At 72.1% G+C, this 18,479-nt stretch carries 15 protein-coding genes; 6 read left to right on the forward strand and 9 right to left on the reverse strand.

What is annotated here, in order from left to right; translation table 11 throughout:
• Nucleotides 1-296 precede the first annotated feature (296 nt).
• Entirely contained in the window at nt 297-3,569 is a 3,273-nt protein-coding gene (locus tag IE172_RS03485; RefSeq protein WP_229885760.1) for an AfsR/SARP family transcriptional regulator, read from the forward strand.
• Here the strand turns inward: IE172_RS03485 and IE172_RS03490 are convergent, their stop codons facing one another.
• From IE172_RS03490 to panB, 3 genes are all read right to left on the reverse strand, one after another.
• Nucleotides 3,570-4,409, reverse strand: a complete 840-nt coding sequence (locus tag IE172_RS03490; RefSeq protein WP_190095542.1) for an ABC transporter permease — start codon at nt 4,407-4,409, stop codon at nt 3,570-3,572. It lies immediately after the preceding gene.
• Nucleotides 4,406-5,425, reverse strand: coding sequence for an ATP-binding cassette domain-containing protein (locus IE172_RS03495; RefSeq protein ID WP_190095543.1), 1,020 nt, complete (start codon nt 5,423-5,425; stop codon nt 4,406-4,408). The genes IE172_RS03490 and IE172_RS03495 overlap by 4 nt, the downstream gene beginning before the upstream one ends.
• 184 nt (nt 5,426-5,609) lie before the next feature.
• Complete coding sequence (gene panB / locus IE172_RS03500) at nt 5,610-6,488, reverse strand: 3-methyl-2-oxobutanoate hydroxymethyltransferase (protein WP_190095544.1); 879 nt, start codon at nt 6,486-6,488, stop codon at nt 5,610-5,612.
• 194 nt (nt 6,489-6,682) lie between these two features.
• Here panB and IE172_RS03505 point away from each other — a divergent pair, with 194 nt between their 5' ends.
• The 3 genes from IE172_RS03505 (at nt 6,683) to IE172_RS03515 (ending at nt 10,171) form a co-directional block, all read left to right on the forward strand.
• Complete coding sequence (locus tag IE172_RS03505) at nt 6,683-8,278, forward strand: MFS transporter (RefSeq protein ID WP_190095545.1); 1,596 nt, start codon at nt 6,683-6,685, stop codon at nt 8,276-8,278.
• A 41-nt stretch (nt 8,279-8,319) separates the two neighbouring features.
• Nucleotides 8,320-8,940: a TetR/AcrR family transcriptional regulator gene (locus tag IE172_RS03510; protein ID WP_190095546.1), complete on the forward strand. Its 621-nt coding sequence runs from the start codon at nt 8,320-8,322 to the stop codon at nt 8,938-8,940.
• 259 nt (nt 8,941-9,199) lie between these two features.
• Entirely contained in the window at nt 9,200-10,171 is a 972-nt protein-coding gene (locus IE172_RS03515; RefSeq protein WP_403377250.1) for an endonuclease/exonuclease/phosphatase family protein, read from the forward strand.
• 163 nt (nt 10,172-10,334) lie between these two features.
• On the opposite strand, the gene IE172_RS03520 is transcribed toward IE172_RS03515, so the two are convergent.
• The 3 genes from IE172_RS03520 to IE172_RS03530 all read right to left on the reverse strand — a co-directional run bounded on the left by IE172_RS03520 (nt 10,335) and on the right by IE172_RS03530 (nt 13,467).
• Nucleotides 10,335-12,101 carry an NAD+ synthase gene (locus tag IE172_RS03520; protein WP_190095548.1) on the reverse strand — a complete coding sequence of 589 codons (1,767 nt, stop codon included), beginning with the start codon at nt 12,099-12,101 and terminating at the stop codon, nt 10,335-10,337.
• An 80-nt stretch (nt 12,102-12,181) separates the two neighbouring features.
• A complete protein-coding gene (locus tag IE172_RS03525) occupies nt 12,182-12,808 on the reverse strand; it encodes a DUF305 domain-containing protein (protein ID WP_190095549.1) in 627 nt (208 codons plus the stop codon).
• A complete protein-coding gene (locus IE172_RS03530) occupies nt 12,805-13,467 on the reverse strand; it encodes a thioredoxin-like domain-containing protein (protein ID WP_190095550.1) in 663 nt (220 codons plus the stop codon). Before IE172_RS03530 ends, IE172_RS03525 begins: the two co-directional genes overlap by 4 nt.
• Before the next feature lie 484 nt (nt 13,468-13,951).
• Between IE172_RS03530 and glnA2 the strand changes: the two genes are divergently transcribed.
• Nucleotides 13,952-15,313: a gamma-glutamylpolyamine synthetase GlnA2 gene (glnA2, locus tag IE172_RS03535; RefSeq protein ID WP_190095551.1), complete on the forward strand. Its 1,362-nt coding sequence runs from the start codon at nt 13,952-13,954 to the stop codon at nt 15,311-15,313.
• Between the two features lie 318 nt (nt 15,314-15,631).
• Entirely contained in the window at nt 15,632-17,182 is a 1,551-nt protein-coding gene (locus tag IE172_RS03540) for a pectate lyase family protein (RefSeq protein ID WP_190095552.1), read from the forward strand.
• Nucleotides 17,183-17,220: 38 nt separating this feature from the next.
• Here IE172_RS03540 and IE172_RS03545 read toward each other — a convergent pair whose 3' ends face one another.
• The 3 genes from IE172_RS03545 to IE172_RS03555 are packed head-to-tail and all read right to left on the reverse strand — an operon-like array spanning nt 17,221 to nt 18,429.
• Entirely contained in the window at nt 17,221-17,391 is a 171-nt protein-coding gene (locus tag IE172_RS03545) for a DUF397 domain-containing protein (protein WP_190095998.1), read from the reverse strand.
• A 58-nt stretch (nt 17,392-17,449) separates the two neighbouring features.
• Entirely contained in the window at nt 17,450-17,890 is a 441-nt protein-coding gene (locus IE172_RS03550) for a VOC family protein (protein ID WP_190095553.1), read from the reverse strand.
• A 29-nt stretch (nt 17,891-17,919) separates the two neighbouring features.
• The gene (locus IE172_RS03555) at nt 17,920-18,429 is read right to left on the reverse strand and encodes a pyridoxamine 5'-phosphate oxidase family protein (RefSeq protein WP_190095554.1); all 510 of its coding nucleotides are present in this window, start codon (nt 18,427-18,429) and stop codon (nt 17,920-17,922) included.
• Nucleotides 18,430-18,479: the final 50 nt, after the last annotated feature.

Here is an 18,479-nt window from a genome sequence, read left to right on the forward strand (position 1 = left end):
GGGGGAGTGCCCGACGGTACCGGGCCCACCGGGAGAACGTCCCGCGCCGGCGACCGGTTCCGTGCGGACCCGCGGACGCCGGCCGGCGTCCGCGGGTCCGCACGGAACCGGTCGCCCGGCCGGCCCGCACCCCCGACCGCCGCCTCCGGCGGGCGGCGCCGGATCTGCCGCCCCGCGACCGGAAACGCCCCGCCGCCCCGCGACCGGAAACGCCCCGCCGCCCCGCGACCGGAAACGCCCCGCCACCCCGGCCGACCCCTGTGACCGCCGCGGCCGGTACCGGAGAGAATGACCCCGTGCGCTATCGCATCCTCGGCACCACCCAGGCACTCCGTCCCGACGGCACCGTCGTCCCCGTCGGCGGGGCGCGGCTGCGCGCGCTGCTGACCGTGCTCGCCCTGCGGACCGGGCGCACGGTCCCCGTGGGGCTCCTGGTCGACGAGGTGTGGGACGGCGATCCGCCGGCCGACGCCACCGGTGCGCTGCAGGCCCTGGTCGGCCGGCTGCGCCGGGCGCTCGGCGCGGACGCGGTCGCGTCCGCCGACGGCGGCTACCGGCTGACCGCCGCGCCCGACGACGTCGACCTGCACCGCTTCGAGCGACTGGCCGGCGAGGGACTGCGCGCCCTGGCCGACGGCGACCCCGCGAAGGCCGCCGCCGTCCTGGACGACGCCCTCGCCCTGTGGCCCGCCGGCGCCGCCCTGTCCGGACTGCCCGACCGCACCGCCGAGGCGGCCCGCGCCGAAACCCGGCACCTGGACGCGCTGCGCGCCCGGCACACCGCCGCCCTCGCCCTGGGTGACGCCGAGCAGTCCCTGCCCGAGCTGACCGCGCTGTGCGACCGCCGCCCCCTCGACGAACCCCTCCAGGCGCTGCGGCTGCGCGCCCTGCGCGACACCGGCCGCACCGCCGAGGCGCTGGCCGCCTACGAGGCCGTACGACGCCTGCTCGCCGACCGCCTCGGTTCCGATCCCGGGACCGAACTGCGCGCGCTGCACGCGGAGTTGCTGCGACCGGGGCCGGAGCCGGCCGCTCCCGGCGCGCCGCGGGACGTGCCGCCCGGCAATCTGCGGGCCCGGCTGACCTCGTTCGTCGGCCGGGAGCGCGACATCGAGACCATTCGCGCCGACCTCGCCGCCGCCCGGCTCGTCACCCTCCTCGGGCCCGGTGGGGCGGGCAAGACCCGGCTCTCCCAGGAGGCCGCGGAGACGGTGCGGCAGGTCACCCCGGACGGCGTGTGGCTGGCCGAACTCGCCCCGGTCGACGACCCCGACGCCGTACCCGAGGCGGTGCTCACCGCCGTCGGCGCCCGCGAGACCGTCCTGTACGGTGCCGGCGCCGAGAGCATGCGGGCCGTCACCGACCGGCACGCCGACCCCGTGGAACGGCTCGCCGAGCACTGCGGCCCCCGCCGCATGCTGCTGATCCTGGACAACTGCGAACACGTCGTCGACGCCGCCGCCCACCTCGTCGAGACGCTGCTGGAACGCTGCCCCGGCCTCACCGTGCTCGCCACCAGCCGTGAACCCCTGGGCGTGCGCGGGGAGTTGCTGCGTCCGGTGGAGCCGCTGCCGGAACCGTTCGCGCTGCGGCTGCTCGCCGACCGGGGGGCCGTCGCCCGCCCGGGCTTCTCCACGCGGGACGATCCGGAGGCGTGCGCCGAGATCTGCCGCCGTCTCGACGGACTGCCGCTCGCCATCGAACTGGCCGCCGCCAGGCTGCGGATGCTCACCCCCCGCCAGATCGCCGACCGCCTCGACGACCGCTTCCGGCTGCTCACCTCCGGCAGCCGCACCGCCCTGCCCCGGCAGCAGACCCTGCGGGCCGTCGTCGACTGGTCCTGGGACCTGCTCGACGAGGACGAACGCGACGTCCTGTGCCGTCTGTCGGTCTTCGCGGGCGGCTGCGACCTCGTCGCCGCCGAGGCCGTCTGCGGACCGGCCGCACTCGGGGCACTCGGCTCCCTCGTCGACAAGTCCCTCGTGGTGGCCGCCGTCTCCGGCGGCGGCGAGATGCGCTACCGCCTCCTGGAGACCGTCGCCGAGTACGCCGGGGAACGCCTGGACGAGTCCGGCCGCCGCCCGCGGGCGGAGCGGGCCCACCTGACCTACTACCGCGAACTCGCCCGCACCACCGAGCCGATGCTGCGCGGCCCGCGCCAGCCGGCCGCCATCGCGCTGCTGGAACGCGAGTACGAGAACGTGCGCACGGCCCTGCGCCACGCCGTCGCCCTGCGCGACGAGCAGGAGGCCCTGTGCATCACGCTGTCGCTCACCTGGTACTGGCAGATGCGCGATCTGCGCATCGAGGCCCGCAACTGGTGCTCGGAGGTGATGGCCCTGGCCCCCGACCCGTTCGCCGAACCGGTCCGGCCCGCCGCCCCGCTGTGGCAGCGCTGCACCGACGCCCCGCCTCCCATGACCGGAGAGGTCCTCGCCGAGGCCCGGCGCGGGGTGCACCTCGCCCATCTGGCGCACATGGACACGGAACTGGACGACTGGCAGACCCCGCAGGCGCAGCACAAGCTCCGTCTCGTCGGCGCGACCTACGAACCGGGCATGCCGCAGGTCTGCCGGCCGCCGGGCCTGCTGTGGGTGTTCGCCGTGATGCTCACCGGCGACATGGACCGGCTGCGCCACGTGGTCGACGAGGCGATCCGCACCTGCCGGGCGAACCCCGGGTTCGAGTGGGAGCTGGCCTGCAACCTCCAACTGCGCGCCAACTTCCTCGCCAACCGCAGCGACTGGGCCGGTGACGCCCGCCGCGACGCCGACGAGGCCCTGGAGATCCACCGCGGGCTCGGCGACACCTGGGGCATCGCCGAGGCCCTGACCGCGCGCGGCGAGGCCCGCGAGCGGGCCGGCGCGTACCAGGAGGCCGCCGCGGACTTCGAGGCGGCGATCGAGTGCGCGGGCCGCCTAGGCGCCCGCGCCCACGGGGCCGTGCTCACCGCCCGCCTGGGCAGCGCGCTGCTGGAGGCGGGTGACCCGGAGCGCGGTGAGCGGCTGCTGCGCGGGGTCATCGAGGACTCGCGGGGCCGGCACACCGAGGCCCTGCCCGCCGCCCGGCTGTTCCTGACCGGCTGGCTCTGCTCGACCGGGCGCACGGCGGAGGCGCGCGAGCATCTGCGCGCCCTGCGCGAGGAGTTCGTCATCGCGCACTACGTCGTCTTCGACGCCTTCATCCTCGGTGCCGAGGGCTGGCTGGAGGTGGCCGAGGGCAACGACGAGCAGGCCCTGGTGGTCGTCCGGGCGGCGGTCCGGCAGGCGGGCGACCCCCTGGCCGCCGCCATGGCGCCGCACATGCGTGCCGCGTACCTCACCCTGGGCGCGGTCGCCCTCGCCGGACTCGACGCCGGGCGGCACGCCCGGGACGCGGCCCGCTGCGTCGGCGCCGCCGACTCCTGGCTGCCGCCCGGGCACCGCGCCGGGCTGGTGGAACGCGAGGTGCGCGAACGCGCGGAGGCGCGCGCCCGGGCGGTCCTCGGCGACACGGCGTACGAGACCGCGTACGCGGAGGGCGCCGGCCTCTCCGAGGAGGAGGCCGTCGCCCTGCTCGAACCCGCGTGATCAGGTCTTCGTACGGAACTTGTGGATGGCGACCGGCGCCATCACCGCGGTGATCCCCACCGACCAGGCCAGCGTCATCCACAGGTCCTGCGCGACCGGGCCGCCCACCATCAGTCCGCGGGCGGCGTCGGCCAGGGAGGACAGCGGGTTGTACTCGGTGAAGCTCCGCAGCCAGCCCGGCATCGACTGCGGCGGCGCGAAGATGGACGAGCCGAACTGCAGCGGCATCAGCACCAGGAAGCCCATGGCCTGCACCGACTGGGCGTTCTTCATCACCACACCCAGGGTGAGGAAGACCCACATCAGCGCCGACCCGAACACCGCGGACAGTCCCACGGCGGCGAACAGCCCCGGCCAGTCGGTGATGTCGAACCCGACCAGCACCCCGACGACCATGAGGATCGCCGTGGCGATCAGCATCCGCATCATCTCGACCGAGATCTTCGCGAACAGCACCGAGCCGCGTCCGATCGGCAGCGACCGGAAGCGGTCCATGACCCCGGTGTTGAAGTCCTGGTTGAACCCCGTCCCCACCCCCTGGGCCATGTTCATGCCCATCATGGCCATCAGGCCGGGCACGATGTACTGCACGTAGGCGTCCTGCCCGCCGCCCAGCGACTGCCCGATGGAGCCGCCGAAGACGTACACGAACAGCAGGGTGAAGACGATCGGGAACAGCACGGCGTCGAACATCGACTCCGGGTCCTGCCGGATCCACAGCAGGTTGCGGCGCACCAGTGCGCTGGTGTGCCGCACATGGGCGCGCAGCGGGATGCGCCCGTCGGCGCGGAGACCGGTGACGGCGGCGCCGGCCGTGGCGGTGGTGGTGGTGGCGCTCATACGGCGACGACCTCCTCGGGGGTCTCGGCGGGCACGGCGTCCTGCGGGGCACTGGCACGGTGGCCGGTGAGGGACAGGAACACCTCGTCCAGGCTGGGCAGTTCGGTGGTGAGGGAGCTGAGCGTGATCCCGTGCGCGGTGACCGCGCCGATCACGGCGGTGAGCTGCTCGTCGCTCAGCACCGGTACCAGCACGGCACCCCGCTCGGTGTCCACGGTGGTGGTGGCGAGCCCGGTGATGCCGAGGGCGTCGAGCGCCTCGGCCAGCGGGCGCAGCCGCAGCGGGTCGGCCGGGCGGATGCGCAGCGTGCGGCCGCCGACCCTGGCCTTCAGCTGCTCGATGCCGCCGCTCGCGATGACCTTGCCCCGGTCCACCACGGTCAGCTCGGAGGCGAGCTGCTCGGCCTCCTCCATGTACTGGGTGGTCAGCAGTACCGTCACCCCGTCCCCGACCAGCCGCTTGACCTCGTCCCACACCTCGTTGCGGGTACGGGGGTCGAGGCCGGTGGTCGGCTCGTCCAGGAACAGCACGGCGGGCCGGCCGATCATCGAGGCGGCCAGGTCGAGGCGCCGCCGCATCCCGCCGGAGTAGGTGGCCGCCGGCCGCCGTGCCGCCTCGGTGAGCGAGAACCGCTCCAGCAGCTCGTCGGCACGGGCCCGTGCCTCCTTGCGGGGCAGGTCGAGCAGCCGCCCGATCAGGTACAGGTTCTCCCAGCCGGGGAGCTTCTCGTCCACGGAGGCGTACTGCCCGGTCAGCCCGATCACCCGGCGCAGCTGCCGGGGCCGGCGGACCACGTCGTACCCGGCGACGGTGGCGTGCCCGGCCGTCGGCGTGAGCAGCGTGGACAGGATCCGCACCAGCGTGGTCTTCCCGGCCCCGTTCGGCCCGAGCACCCCCATGACGGTGCCCTCGCGCACCTCCAGGTCGACCCCGTCCAGCGCCTTGGTCTCCCCGTAGTGCTTGACCAGCCCCCGTACGGAAACGGCGCTCCCCGATTCCTTGTCGTTTCGCGTCATGCCGACGACTGTCCCAACGCCCGCCGACAAACCCCCGACATCCCGCCGACAGGCCGGCCGGCGGCACCGACAGCTCCCGGAGGCGCGAAGGGGTCGGCCCCGCCGACGGGGGAAGATCAGCGGGGCCGACAGGTGGTGCGGCAGTGGCTCGGTGACCCGAACGGGTCAGCGGCGGCGAAGCCGCTCAGTGCACGGAGTGCGCTTCCTCGGGGAACGTGCCGCCCACGACGTCCTCGGCGAACGCCTTGGCCGCCCCGCTCATGACCTCACGCAGGTCGGCGTACTGCTTGACGAACTTCGGCACCCGCCCGCCGGTGAGGCCCAGCATGTCGGTCCACACCAGCACCTGCGCGTCCGTCTGCGGCCCGGCCCCGATCCCGACGGTGGGGATCTGCAGCACCCGGGTCACCTCGGCCGCCAGCTCCGCCGGGACCAGCTCCAGCACCACCGCGAACGCGCCCGCGTCCTGCACGGCCTTGGCGTCCCGCAGCAGCTGCTGTGCCGCCTCCTCGCCGCGCCCCTGCACCCGGTACCCCATCGCGTTCACCGACTGGGGGGTCAGCCCGATGTGGGCCATCACCGGGATGCCGGACTCCACCAGCAGCTCGATCTGCCGGTGCGAGCGCTCGCCGCCCTCCAGCTTCACGGCGCCCACGCCCGCCTCCTTGACCAGCCGGGTCGCCGAGCGCAGCGCCTGCACCGGACCCTCCTGGTAGGAGCCGAACGGCAGGTCGGCCACGATCAGGGCGCGGGAGGTGCCCCGTACGACCGCGGCGGACAGCATGGTCATCTCGTCCAGGGTGACGGGCACGGTGGTGTCGTACCCGAGGTGGCAGTTGCCCGCGGAGTCGCCGACGAGCATGACCGGGATGCCGGCCTCGTCGAACACGGACGCGGTCATCGCGTCGTACGCGGTGAGCATGGGCCACTTCTCGCCGCGCTCCTTGGCGAGAGCGATGTCACGGACAGTGATGCGGCGCGAGCCCTTGCCTCCGTACAGCGTCTTGCCGCCGGAGGGGGAACCGGGTGCCGTCCCGGTCGGGGCAGCCGAAAGCTGCGTCATGGAACCGTCTCCCAACACGTCATCTCGAGGCGCCCTGACGGCGTCCCCGGACCACGTCCATGGTGGCACTTCGACCGGGCGAGGGCCAGAGGCAGCACCCGGGCCCGGCATCCGGGTGCAATATCCGGTGAGAACGGGGCACCACGCGCGCCTTACGAGACGGCGCCGTATCGAAAATCGTTACGCTGCGCCACATGACCTCACCTGCCGCCACCACCCCTGCCCGCCAGGTCCCGGAAGCCGTGCACCGGCGCCGCTGGGCGATCCTCGGCGTGCTGATGCTGAGCCTGCTGATCGTCGTCCTGGACAACTCCATCCTGAACGTCGCCATCAAGACGATCTCCACCCCGGCCCCGGGCGGCCTGGGCGCCACGCAGAGCGAGCTGGAGTGGGCGATCAACTCCTACACGCTCGTCTTCGCCGGCCTGCTCTTCACCGCGGGACTGCTGGGGGACCGGCTCGGCCGCAAGAAGGTGCTGATCGGCGGCCTGGCGGTGTTCGGCATCGGTTCCGCGCTCGCCGCGTTCTCCGGTTCCCCGGCCGAGCTCATCGGGTTCCGCGCCGTGATGGGGCTGGGCGCGGCGTTCGTCATGCCGGCCACCCTGGCCGTCCTGATGAACGTCTTCGAACGCGACGAGCAGCCGAAGGCCATCGGCATCTGGACCGGCGGCGTGGGCCTGGCCATCGCGATCGGCCCGATCACCGGCGGACTGCTCCTGGACCACTTCTGGTGGGGCTCGGTCTTCCTGGTCAACGTGCCCATCGTCGTCCTCGCCGCCGCCCTGATGCTGTGGCTGGTCCCCGACTCCCGCGACCCGAACCCAGGCCGGATCGACCCCGTCGGCGTCGTACTGTCCGTCACCGGCCTGGTGCTGCTCGTCTACGGCATCATCCAGGGCGGCCGGCTCGCCGACTTCTCCGACGCCACCGTGCTCGCCACCACCGGCGCCGGTCTCGCCGTACTCGTCGCCTTCGTGGTGCACGAGAAGCGCAGCGACCACCCGTCCATCGACGTCACCTACTTCCGCGACAAGGTGTTCACCGCGTCGATCGTCGCGATCACCCTGGTGTTCTTCGCCCTGATGGGGGTGACGTTCTTCGCGGTGTTCTACGTCCAGAGCGTCCGCGGCTACTCGCCGCTGGAGACGGGCCTGCTGCTGGTGCCGCTGGCCGTCGCGCAACTCGTCTCCGCGCCCAGGGCCCGCCTCGCGGTGGACCGCTTCGGCAACCGGGCCACCACGACCGCCGGCCTGCTCGTGGTCGCGGCGACACTGGCCGCGTTCACCGTCCTGGACACGGACACCCCGATCTGGGTCCTGGAGGTCGTCTTCCTCCTCATGGGCACCGGCATGGCGCACGTCATGACGCCGGTCAGCGTCCTCGTCATGCAGGCGCTGCCGCGGCAGAAGGCGGGCTCCGCGTCCGCGCTCAGCAACACCTTCCGGCAGGTCGGCAGCGCCCTCGGCATCGCCGTACTCGGCTCGGTGCTGTCCGCCGCCTACCGCGGCGGCATCGAGGACGAACTCGGCCTGCTGCCGCCCGCCGCCCGGCACGCCGCGGGCGAGTCCATCGAGGCCACCCTGGCCGTCGCGGACCGCCTGGGCGCCCGGGGCGAGGCCCTGACCGTCGCCGCCGACGAGGCGTTCCTGCACGCCATGCACGTCACGGCGCTGTGGGGGGCGGGCATCGCGGTACTGGGCGCGATCGTCGCCGCCGTGTATCTGCCCGGCCGCCCGCCGAAGCCCGAAGAGGGCGACCGGGGCAAGGAGTTGGTCGCGGCGGCGGACTGAGAGGAGAGAATCACCGCAGCCCACCGAAAGGATCCGACGACGTGAGCCCGTCCGGCACCGCCCCCCGCCAGGAGGGCCCCGCGCGGGGCCGCCCCCGCAGCGAGGCGGTCGAACACGCCATCATCGAGTCGGTGATGACGCTCCTGGAGGACGGCGTGCCCCTCGCGGAGCTCTCCATCGAACGCGTCGCCCGCACCGCCGGCGTCGGCAAGGCCACCATCTACCGCCGCTGGAGCGGCAAGGAGGAACTCTTCGTCGACGTCATGCGCGCCGCCGAGCCCCCGGACCCCGAACTCCCCGGCACCTCCGTGCGCGACGACCTGGTCGTCCTGCTGGAGTCCCTGCGGCTGCGCGGCCTTGCGGGCAGGACCTCGGCGATCCTGCACCACGTGCACGCCCAGATGAAGAGCAGCCCCGGCCTCTGGGCGGCCTACCACGACACCGTCATCGGGCCCCGGCGCAGGCTAGGCCTGGAGGTGCTGCGCCGGGGCCGGGAGAACGGCGAACTGCGCGCCGACGTCGACGTGGAACTGCTCAACGACATCGTCGTCGGCCCCGTCCTCGTCCGCACCGTCCTGCGCCCCGACGCCGACCTCCCGGACGACCTCGCCGAACGTGTCGTGGACACCCTCCTCCAGGGCCTACGCCCCGTCAGCGGCTAGTCCCCGTGCGCGTTTCGTCACAGACGGCGCTTTCACCACCCGCGCCCGGAACTACCCGAGCGTCCCCGTACGTCCTCGCCGGAGTACGGCCGCCGAGCGGCGGCGAGATCGGAGCCGATCATCCCCTAGGGTCTAACCGACACGGGGTGACGGTGTGCACGGCAGGTTGTGAGGCGACGGTATGGCGCAGCAGGCGTACGCGACGGAGACGGACGGCGGCTCGGGGCCCGAGCGCCCGGACTCCCCGTTCCGGCGCCTGATGGACCGCCTGGGCAGAGGGTGGCGCGGCGACCGCCGCATCTGGCGCCGGGGCCTGGTCCTGGCGGCCTGCGCGGGCCTGCTGGCCCTGGTCATGCTGGCCCACTCCCGCATCCCGAACCGGATCGGCAACCTCGGCAGCCTGGTCGAGACGTTCCTGCCCTGGCTGGGCCTGTTCATCCCGGTGCTGCTCGTCCTCGCCCTGGTCCGCAAGTCGGCGACGGCGCTGATCGCGACGGTCCTCCCGGCGGTCGTCTGGCTGAACCTGTTCGGCGGCCTGCTCAGCGACAAGAACGTGCCCGGCGGCGACCTGACCGTGGTCACGCACAACGTCAACGCCGACAACCCGGACCCGGCGCGCACGGCCCGCGACGTGGCCGCGGCGGGCGCGGACGTGCTGGCGCTGGAGGAGCTGAAGGCGTCGAAGGTCCCCGCCTACGAGTCGGCGCTGGCACCGACGTACAAGCACCACGCGGTGGTGGGCACGGTCGGCCTGTGGAGCAAGTACCCGATGACCGACGTGAAGGCGGTCGACATCCGCCTCGGCTGGAAGCGCGCGATGCGTGCCACGGTCTCCTCACCCGCCGGTCAGGTCGCGGTCTACGTCGCCCACCTGCCCTCGGTCCGGGTGAAGATGGAGGCCGGCTTCACGGCCCGGCAGCGCGACAAGAGCGCCGACGCGCTGGGCGAGGCCATCGCCGGTGAACCCCTGCCGAACGTCGTCCTGCTCGGCGACCTGAACGGCACGATGAACGACCGCGCCCTGAACGCCGTCACCTCCCAGATGCGCTCCACCCAGGGCGCCGTGGGCAGCGGTTTCGGCTTCAGCTGGCCGGCGTCGTTCCCGATGGCGCGGATCGACCAGATCCTGGTCAGGGGCGCCGAACCGGAAAGCTCCTGGACCCTCCCGGCCACCGCCAGCGACCACCTCCCGGTCGCGGCCCGCGTCAGACTCACGACACCGTCCGACTGAACGGCCCCCGACGGTGGGGGCACGGGGCGCTCCACAGCCCCGGTGCCCGCCGGCGCCGGCGGGGGCGTTCCCGCGCCCGGCGCCGCACCACCCACCCACCGCAGGCGCTACCCGAGCTCCCACCGCATGGAAAGCTGCGCCGCAGGCATACGACCGACCACCGTCAGCCGCCCGTCCGCGCCCCCTCGCGCCACCCGTTGGTGATCGGCAGACGGCGGTCCTTGCCGAACCCCTTCGGGGAGATCTTCGTGCCCGGCGGGTACTGCCGCCGCTTGTACTCCGCCCGGTCCACCATCCGCAACGTCTTCGCCACCAGCTCCGCGTCGAACCCGGCCGCGACGATCTCGTCGGCCCCCCGGTCCCGGTCCACGTACAGCGCCAGGATCGCGTCCAGCACCGGATAGTCCGGCAGCGAGTCCGTGTCCACCTGTCCCGGCCGCAGCTCCGCGCTCGGCGGCTTGGAGATCGAGTTCTCCGGGATCGGCGGCGTCTGCCCCCGCTCCGCAGCCGCCCGGTTGCGCCACTCCGCCAGCTGGAACACCGACGTCTTGTACACGTCCTTGATCGGCCCGTACGCCCCGACCGAGTCCCCGTACAGCGTCGAGTACCCGACCGCCAGCTCCGACTTGTTCCCGGGGGCCAGCACGATGTGCCCCTCCTGGTTGGAGATCGCCATCAGCAGCGTCCCCCGCAGCCGCGACTGCAGGTTCTCCTCCGCGAGCCCCGTCAACCCCAGCGACCCCATGTACGCGTCGAACATCGGCTCGATCGCGACGGTCCGGAAGTTCAGCCCCGTCCGCCGCGCCAGCTCCGCCGCGTCGCCCTTCGAGTGCTCCGAGGAGTACTTCGACGGCATGGACACGCCGTACACGTTCTCCGCGCCCACCGCGTCACAGGCGATCGCGGCGACCAGCGCCGAGTCGATCCCCCCGGACAGCCCGATCAGCACGGACCGGAACCCGTTCTTCGTGACGTACGCGCGCAGCCCCACGACCAGCGCGGAGTACACCTCCTCGTCGTCGTCGAGCCGCTCGGCGTACCCCCCGGCGGGCTCCGCCGCGTACGCCGGCACCGGCTCCTCGGACAGCACGAGCCGGTCGATGCGCAGCCCGTCGTCGACCACTCCCACCGGTGCGTCGGCGACGCCCGCCGGCAGCTCCAGGTCGACCACGACACACGCCTCGGCGAACTGCGGCGCACGCGCCACGACCTCGCCTGCACCGTCCACCACGATGGAGTCCCCGTCGAAGACGAGCTCGTCCTGCCCGCCCGTCATCGCCAGGTACGCGGTCGTGCACCCGGCTTCCTGCGCCCGCTTGCGCACCAGTTCCAGCCGGGTGTCGTCCTTGTCCCGCTCGTACGGCGAGGCGTTGATGGACAGCAGCAGTCCGGCCCGTGCCGAGCGCGCCGCCGGCACCCGGCCCCCGTCCTGCCACAGGTCCTCACAGATGGCGAGGGCGACATCCACACCGCGCACCCGCACCACCGGCATGGTGTCGCCGGGCACGAAGTACCGGAACTCGTCGAAGACGCCGTAGTTCGGCAGGTGGTGCTTGGCGTAGGTCAGCGCCACCTCACCCCCGTACAGCACGGCCCCCGCGTTCTGCGGCGCACCGGCCGGCTGCCCGTACCGGGGCTGGGCGGCGGCGCTGCGGTCGAGGTAGCCGACGATCACCGGAAGCTCCCCGAAGCCCTCCTCGGCGAGCCGCGCGGCGAGGGAGCGCAGCGCCGCACGGGAGGCTTCGACGAAGGTCGACCGGAGGGCGAGGTCCTCGACGGGGTACCCGGTCAGCACCATCTCGGGGAACGCCACGAGGTGCGCTCCCTGTTCGGCGGAGTGCCGGGTCCAGCGGACAATCGTTTCGGCGTTGCCGGCGAGGTCACCGACGCGCGAGTCGATCTGGTTCAGGGCGAGACGTAGTTGAGGCACGCGCCCCAGTGTAATCGTCAAACCGACACGATGTCTCGGAGTCCCGGTATCGCCACGGCCCTCGGCCCTCCGGAGCCCCGCTACGGCCGGCGGGCCGCGGCCCCCCGGTCCTCCAGCATCTCCGCCATCAGCGCGATCTCCGACTCCTGCGCCTCCACCATCCCCCGCGCCAGCCGCTTCTCGACCCCGACCTCACAGGCGCTCACGCACCCCTGCGCCATGTGGACCCCACCCTTGTGGTGGTCCGTCATGAGCTGGAGGTAGAAGATCTCCGCCTGCTTCCCGTTCAGCGTCCCCAGCCGCTTCATCTCGGCGTCGGTCGCCATCCCCGGCATCAGCGCCCCGTCCTCGCCGGAGGCGCTGTCGCCCATGCCCATCCAGGCCATGGGTGGCTCCGCGGACACCTTGGGCAGCTCCCACAGGTCGAGCCAGCCGAGCATCATGCCCCGCTGGTTGGCCTGCGTCTGGGCGATGTCGTAGGCGAGCCGCCGGACCTCCTCGTCGTCCGTCCGGTCCCGCACGGTGTACGACATCTCCACGGCCTGCTGATGGTGCACGGCCATGTCCCGGGCGAACCCGGCGTCCGCCGAGTCCGCGGCCGGTACGACGGTCGACGACCCCTCGTCCCCGGCCACCGCGTAGGTGATCGCACCGGTCGCGACGAGCGCCGTCACCGCGGCCCCCACGATCAGCGGGAACTGCCTCACTTGCTCAGTCCGTTGGTGCACGCGGCCCCGGGCTCGGGGGTCTGCTCACCCTGGACGAACTTCTGGAGGAACGCGTCCACGGCCGGGTCGTCCGCCCCGGTCACCGCACGCTGGTGCCCCCAGGCGGTCAGCAGCAGCGGCTCCTTCTGCCCGTCCACCGGGCTCATGAACGTGTACGGCGTCTTCTTCACCTTCGCCGACAGCGCGTCCACGTCGGCCTTGCCGGCGTCGCCGTTGTACGTCACCCACACGGCACCGTGCTCCAGCGAGTGCACGGCGTTGGTGTTGTTGATCTCATCGGGGTAGACGTCCCCGTCGCAGTTCATCCACACGGGGTTGTGGTCACCGCCCACGGGGGGAGTGGCGGGGTAGTCCACGGCCTTGGTCACGTGGTTCCGCCCCAGCTCGCCCTTCCAGGCGCGCACGCCGTCCTTGTCGGTGACGAACTTGCCCGCGCCCTTCGCGTCACTCGCCGTGCTGCCGCCGTCGTCCGACTGCGACTGGACGAGCACCACACCACCGACGGCGAGCCCGGCGACGACCGCCACGCTGGCGGCGATGACGAGGATCCGGTTGCGGCGCTCGCGGGCCTTCTCGGCGCGCCGCATCTCCTCTATGCGTGCCGTGCGTGCCGCGCTGCTCTTCTTGGCGGAGCCCATGGAGTGTCCTTCGGGGAGGCGGGGGACGAACGGATCAGCTGATCGTAATAGGGAAGGTGGGCGAGTCGTAGAGGGCACCGGAATCCGACCCGAACCGGAACCCGACCCGAACCGGAACCCGACCCGAACCGGAACCCGACCCGACCCGAAGGTCCGTGCCTTCGAGGGGAGGGGGACGTCGTCCACTGCGAGGGCGCGGCCGGTTCCGCCCCCCGCTGGGCATCTCGCCGCGACCGCGGGGCCCGGGCTCCGCGACACCCTCGCCCGTGACGCGCACGGACCCGAACAGGCAAGATGGACACCGGAGCGGTACACCTGTCGTGTGCGAGGCGTTCGCCCCGCCGCCGGTCGGCCGATCAAGGTCGGCAACGCGTATGAAACGCTGGTGTGGTGGGATGCCCGTGTGCCCGCTCGGACGCCCGCCCGCCTCCCGTGGCGCGGGCGCGGACAGGCGGCCTGACCGGCAAGGATGGGGAAGCGGAAGATGGACAAGCAGCAGGAGTTCGTGCTCCGGACGTTGGAGGAGCGCGACATCCGGTTCGTGCGCCTGTGGTTCACCGACGTGCTGGGCTTCCTCAAGTCCGTGGCCGTCGCCCCCGCCGAGCTGGAGCAGGCGTTCGACGAGGGGATCGGCTTCGACGGCTCCGCCATCGAGGGATTCGCCCGGGTGTACGAGTCCGACATGATCGCCAAGCCGGACCCGTCGACGTTCCAGATCCTCCCCTGGCGCGCCGAGGCCCCCGGCACGGCCCGGATGTTCTGCGACATCCTGATGCCGGACGGCTCCCCGTCCTTCGCCGACCCGCGCTACGTCCTCAAGCGTGCCCTCGCCCGCACCTCCGACCTGGGCTTCACCTTCTACACCCACCCGGAGATCGAGTTCTTCCTGCTGAAGGACAAGCCGCTGGACGGCAGCCGCCCGACCCCCGCGGACAACTCCGGCTACTTCGACCACACCCCGCAGAACGTCGGCATGGACTTCCGCCGCCAGGCGATCACCATGCTGGAGTCGATGGGCATCTCGGTGGAGTTCTCCCACCACGAGGGCGCCCCCGGCCAGCAGGAGATCGACCTGCGCTACGCGGACGCGCTCTCCACGGCGGACAACATCATGACGTTCCGCCTGGTCATGAAGCAGGTGGCGCTGGAGCAGGGCGTCCAGGCGACCTTCATGCCCAAGCCCTTCTCCGAGTATCCGGGCTCCGGCATGCACACCCACCTCTCCCTCTTCGAGGGCGACCGCAACGCGTTCTACGAGTCCGGTGCCGAGTACCAGCTGTCCAAGGTCGGCCGCTCCTTCATCGCCGGCCTGCTGCGGCACGCGGCGGAGATCTCCGCGGTCACCAACCAGTGGGTCAACTCCTACAAGCGCATCTGGGGCGGCTCGGAGCGCACCGCGGGCGCCGGCGGCGAGGCCCCCTCGTACATCTGCTGGGGCCACAACAACCGCTCGGCCCTGGTCCGGGTGCCGATGTACAAGCCCGGCAAGACCGGCTCGGCCCGCGTGGAGGTCCGCTCCCTCGACTCCGGCGCCAACCCCTACCTGGCCTACGCCCTGCTCCTCGCGGCCGGCCTGAAGGGCATCGAGGAGGGCTACGAGCTCCCGCCGGGCGCCGAGGACGACGTCTGGGCCCTCTCCGACGCGGAGCGCCGCGCGCTCGGCATCGAACCCCTCCCGCAGAACCTGGGCGAGGCCCTGGCCCTGATGCAGCGCAGCGACCTGGCCGCCGAAACCCTCGGCGAGCACGTCTTCGACTTCTTCCTGCGCAACAAGAAGCAGGAGTGGGAGGAGTACCGCAGCGAGGTCACCGCATTCGAGCTGCGGAAGAACCTGCCGGTTCTCTGACGCGCGCTCGCACACCGGGGCCGGGGGTCGTCGACCGCCGGCCCCGGCTGCTGTGCGGGCGCCTTCGCGGCACGGAAACGGAAGATCTCGTTCCGTAACGGTACGGAGCCTTGCCAGTCACTCGGGCGTGGCCCTACTGTCGCGACAGGAGCAGAAAGAAAGCGCTTTCTCGCCGATGGGTCCGGCTCACCCCGCCCCCTCTCATCGGTCTTACTGTCATGCCCATGACAGCGGCAGGACAGCAGCAGGCTCAGCAGCAGCTCAGTGCTCTGCACGCCCCCTCACCCCCTGACTCAGAGAACGGAAGGCGAAGACGAGATGAGACGATCAGTCGCCGTGCGGCTCTCCGCATTACTGGCCACGGGAGCCCTCGCCGCCGCGACCGGCGTGGCCATGTCGACGTCCACGGCATCCGCCGCGACGGGAGGTGTCACCGGCTACGCCACCCAGAACGGCGGGACCACCGGCGGCGCGGGCGGCCAGACGGTCCGTGCCACCACCGGTACCGCGATCCACCAGGCCCTGTGCGGCCGGGCCAGCAGCTCGACCCCGATCATCATCCAGGTCGAGGGCACCATCAATCACGGCAACACCGCCAAGGTGTCCGGCAGCAGCTGCAACACCGCGGCCGGCGTGATCGAGCTCAAGCAGATCAGCAACGTCACGATCGTCGGTGTCGGCAGCGGTGCCGTCTTCGACCAGCTGGGCATCCACATCCGGGAGTCCAGGAACATCATCATCCAGAACGTGACGGTGCGGAACGTCAAGAAGTCCGGCTCGCCCACGTCGAACGGCGGCGACGCCATCGGCATGGAGAGCGACGTCCGCAACGTGTGGGTCGACCACACCACGCTGGAGGCGTCCGGCGGGGAGTCCGAGGGCTACGACGGCCTGTTCGACATGAAGGACAACACCCAGTACGTCACGCTGTCCTACAGCATCCTGCGCAACTCCGGCCGCGGCGGGCTCATCGGCTCCAGCGAGAGCGACCGCTCCAACGGCTACGTCACGTTCCACCACAACCTGTACCAGAACATCGACTCCCGTGCGCCCCTGCTGCGCGGCGGCATCGCGCACGCCTACAACAACCACTACAAGAGCCTGAACGAGTCCGGGATCAACTCCCGGGCCGGCGCCCGCGCCAAGGTGGACAACAACTACTTCGAGGACTCCAAGGACGTCCTCGGCACCTTCTACACCAGCGAGGCCGGCTACTGGCAGGTCAGCGGCAACATCTTCGACAACGTGACCTGGTCCTCCCGGAGCGGCGACAACAACCCGGCCGGACCGAACCCGACGTCGAACACCTCGGTGAGCATTCCGTACGCCTACACCCTCGACGCGGCCAACTGCGTGCCGAGCGTGGTGAGCCAGACGGCCGGCGCCAACAAGGGCCTGAAGGTCTCGGACGGCAGCTGCACCCCGCAGAACCCGGGCCCGACCGACCCCGGTCCGACGGACCCGGACCCGGACCCCACCGACCCGGACCCGACCGACCCGCCCACCGGCACCAACCTCAGCCTCACCGCGGGCGCCGACGGATCCTCCAAGGCCGACGGCACCAGCTACGGCAACGTCCGTGACGGCAACCTGAGCACCTACTGGTCGCCGTCCGGCTCGACCGGCTCCGTCTCGGTCAAGTGGGGCTCCGCCACCACGGTCTCCAAGGCCAACGTCCGGCTCGCCTCCGGCTCGGGCACCATCGGCTCCTACCGTGTCCTCAACCACGACACGGGCGCCGTCCTGGCCTCCGGCAGCGGATCGGGCGTCATCAGCTTCGCCCCGACGTCCCTGAAGAAGATCACCTTCGAGATCACCAGCGCCAACGGCACCCCGAGGATCGCCGAGTTCGAAACCTACGCGAGCTGACGCGTACCGGGGGCCGCTCTCGGGGCGGCCCCCGGGCCTCAGCCGGCGGTGCGCTCCACGAAGCTGCTCCACGCGGCGGACGTGAGCGTGAGCCGGGGCCCGTCCGGGACCTTGGAGTCCCGGACGGGCACGGTACCGGGGGTGGTCGCGACCTCGACGCAGTCGTTCGGGTTGCTGCTGTCGCTGTAGCTGCTCTTGAACCAGTTCAGTTCACTTCTCCTGCTTCCGAATCCTCCCGGACGATCTCTGACCGCCGGAGCCGGGGGCCTATCTCCCGGCCCGGCCCCCCAGCACCTTGTGCAGCGGCTCCTCCGCCCGTCTGCGGTACTCCTGGATCGCCCAGCCGTTGCCGTCCGGGTCGGTGAAGTACATGAAGGTGGCGCCGTCGGACTCGGCGTACCGGACCGGTTCGGAGACGTCCAGGCCCCGTTGGACCAGTTCCGCGCGGGCCGCCTCGATGTCGGCGACGCAGAGCTGGAGCCCCTGGTAGGTGCCGGGCGCGGGCGTGGCACCGGGCGTGGCCTCCCACAGGGTGTCGCCGAGGGCGATCGAGCAGCCGGAGCCGGGCGGGGTCAGCTGGACGATGCGCATGCCGGGCACGACCTCCTGGTCGATGTCGACGTGGAAGCCGACCTTGTCCCGGTAGAAGTCCCTGGCCCGGTCGATGTCGCTCACCGGCAGCGGGATCACTTCGAGGGTCATGTCCATGGAACTCGGCTCCTTCGTCGGGTACGGCGTCAGGAGAACCGCCACCGGGTCTGGCTGAACGGCTCTCCCTTACCGAAGCCGAAGACGGTCCGCGGCGCCACCGAGAACACCACGGCGTGCCCGGGACCGTGGTGGAAGTGCCCGTCCCGCACCTCGAAGTGCCAGAAGCCGCCGTACTTCGCCTCCCACGCCGCCGCCAGCTCGCGCAGCCGCGCCTCGTCGGCGATCCGTACGGCCTCGCCCTCCACCACCACGTCGTATCCCCGGTTCCAGGTGTTGGTGCCGGTGGTCAGCACGACGTGCGGGTTCTCCGCCAGGTTGCGGGCCTTGCGCTCCTGCGGGCCGGTGCAGAAGTGCAGCGCGCCGGCCGACCAGACCGCGGGGAGCGGGGTGACGTGCGGGCGGCCGTCGGGACGGACCGTGGAGATCCAGAAGAGCTCGGCCTCGGAGATCAGCCGCTCCACCTCCGACCAGGGCGGCGGACCGGCTTCCGGATCGCTGTAGCGGCGGTCGAGGCGGGTCTCGGGGGTGACGCTCATGGGAACTCCCTCGCGGATCGGCCGTCCTGCCCTCCTCCATCAGACCCCGC

Source organism: Streptomyces griseoflavus (genome assembly GCF_014649995.1).
GTDB lineage: Bacteria > Actinomycetota > Actinomycetes > Streptomycetales > Streptomycetaceae > Streptomyces > Streptomyces griseoflavus.

Excerpts from the sequence above, each read along its gene's own strand:
- IE172_RS03495 (WP_190095543.1), bottom strand. The coding sequence starts at position 5,425 with ATGACGCGAAACGACAAGGAATCGGGGAGCGCCGTTTCCGTACGGGGG.
- IE172_RS03530 (WP_190095550.1), bottom strand. The coding sequence starts at position 13,467 with ATGGGCTCCGCCAAGAAGAGCAGCGCGGCACGCACGGCACGCATAGAG.
- IE172_RS03540 (WP_190095552.1), top strand. The coding sequence starts at position 15,632 with ATGAGACGATCAGTCGCCGTGCGGCTCTCCGCATTACTGGCCACGGGA.
- IE172_RS03490 (WP_190095542.1), bottom strand. The coding sequence starts at position 4,409 with ATGAGCGCCACCACCACCACCGCCACGGCCGGCGCCGCCGTCACCGGT.
- IE172_RS03555 (WP_190095554.1), bottom strand. The coding sequence starts at position 18,429 with ATGAGCGTCACCCCCGAGACCCGCCTCGACCGCCGCTACAGCGATCCG.
- IE172_RS03550 (WP_190095553.1), bottom strand. The coding sequence starts at position 17,890 with ATGGACATGACCCTCGAAGTGATCCCGCTGCCGGTGAGCGACATCGAC.
- panB (WP_190095544.1), bottom strand. The coding sequence starts at position 6,488 with ATGACGCAGCTTTCGGCTGCCCCGACCGGGACGGCACCCGGTTCCCCC.
- IE172_RS03505 (WP_190095545.1), top strand. The coding sequence starts at position 6,683 with ATGACCTCACCTGCCGCCACCACCCCTGCCCGCCAGGTCCCGGAAGCC.
- glnA2 (WP_190095551.1), top strand. The coding sequence starts at position 13,952 with ATGGACAAGCAGCAGGAGTTCGTGCTCCGGACGTTGGAGGAGCGCGAC.
- IE172_RS03515 (WP_403377250.1), top strand. The coding sequence starts at position 9,200 with ATGGACCGCCTGGGCAGAGGGTGGCGCGGCGACCGCCGCATCTGGCGC.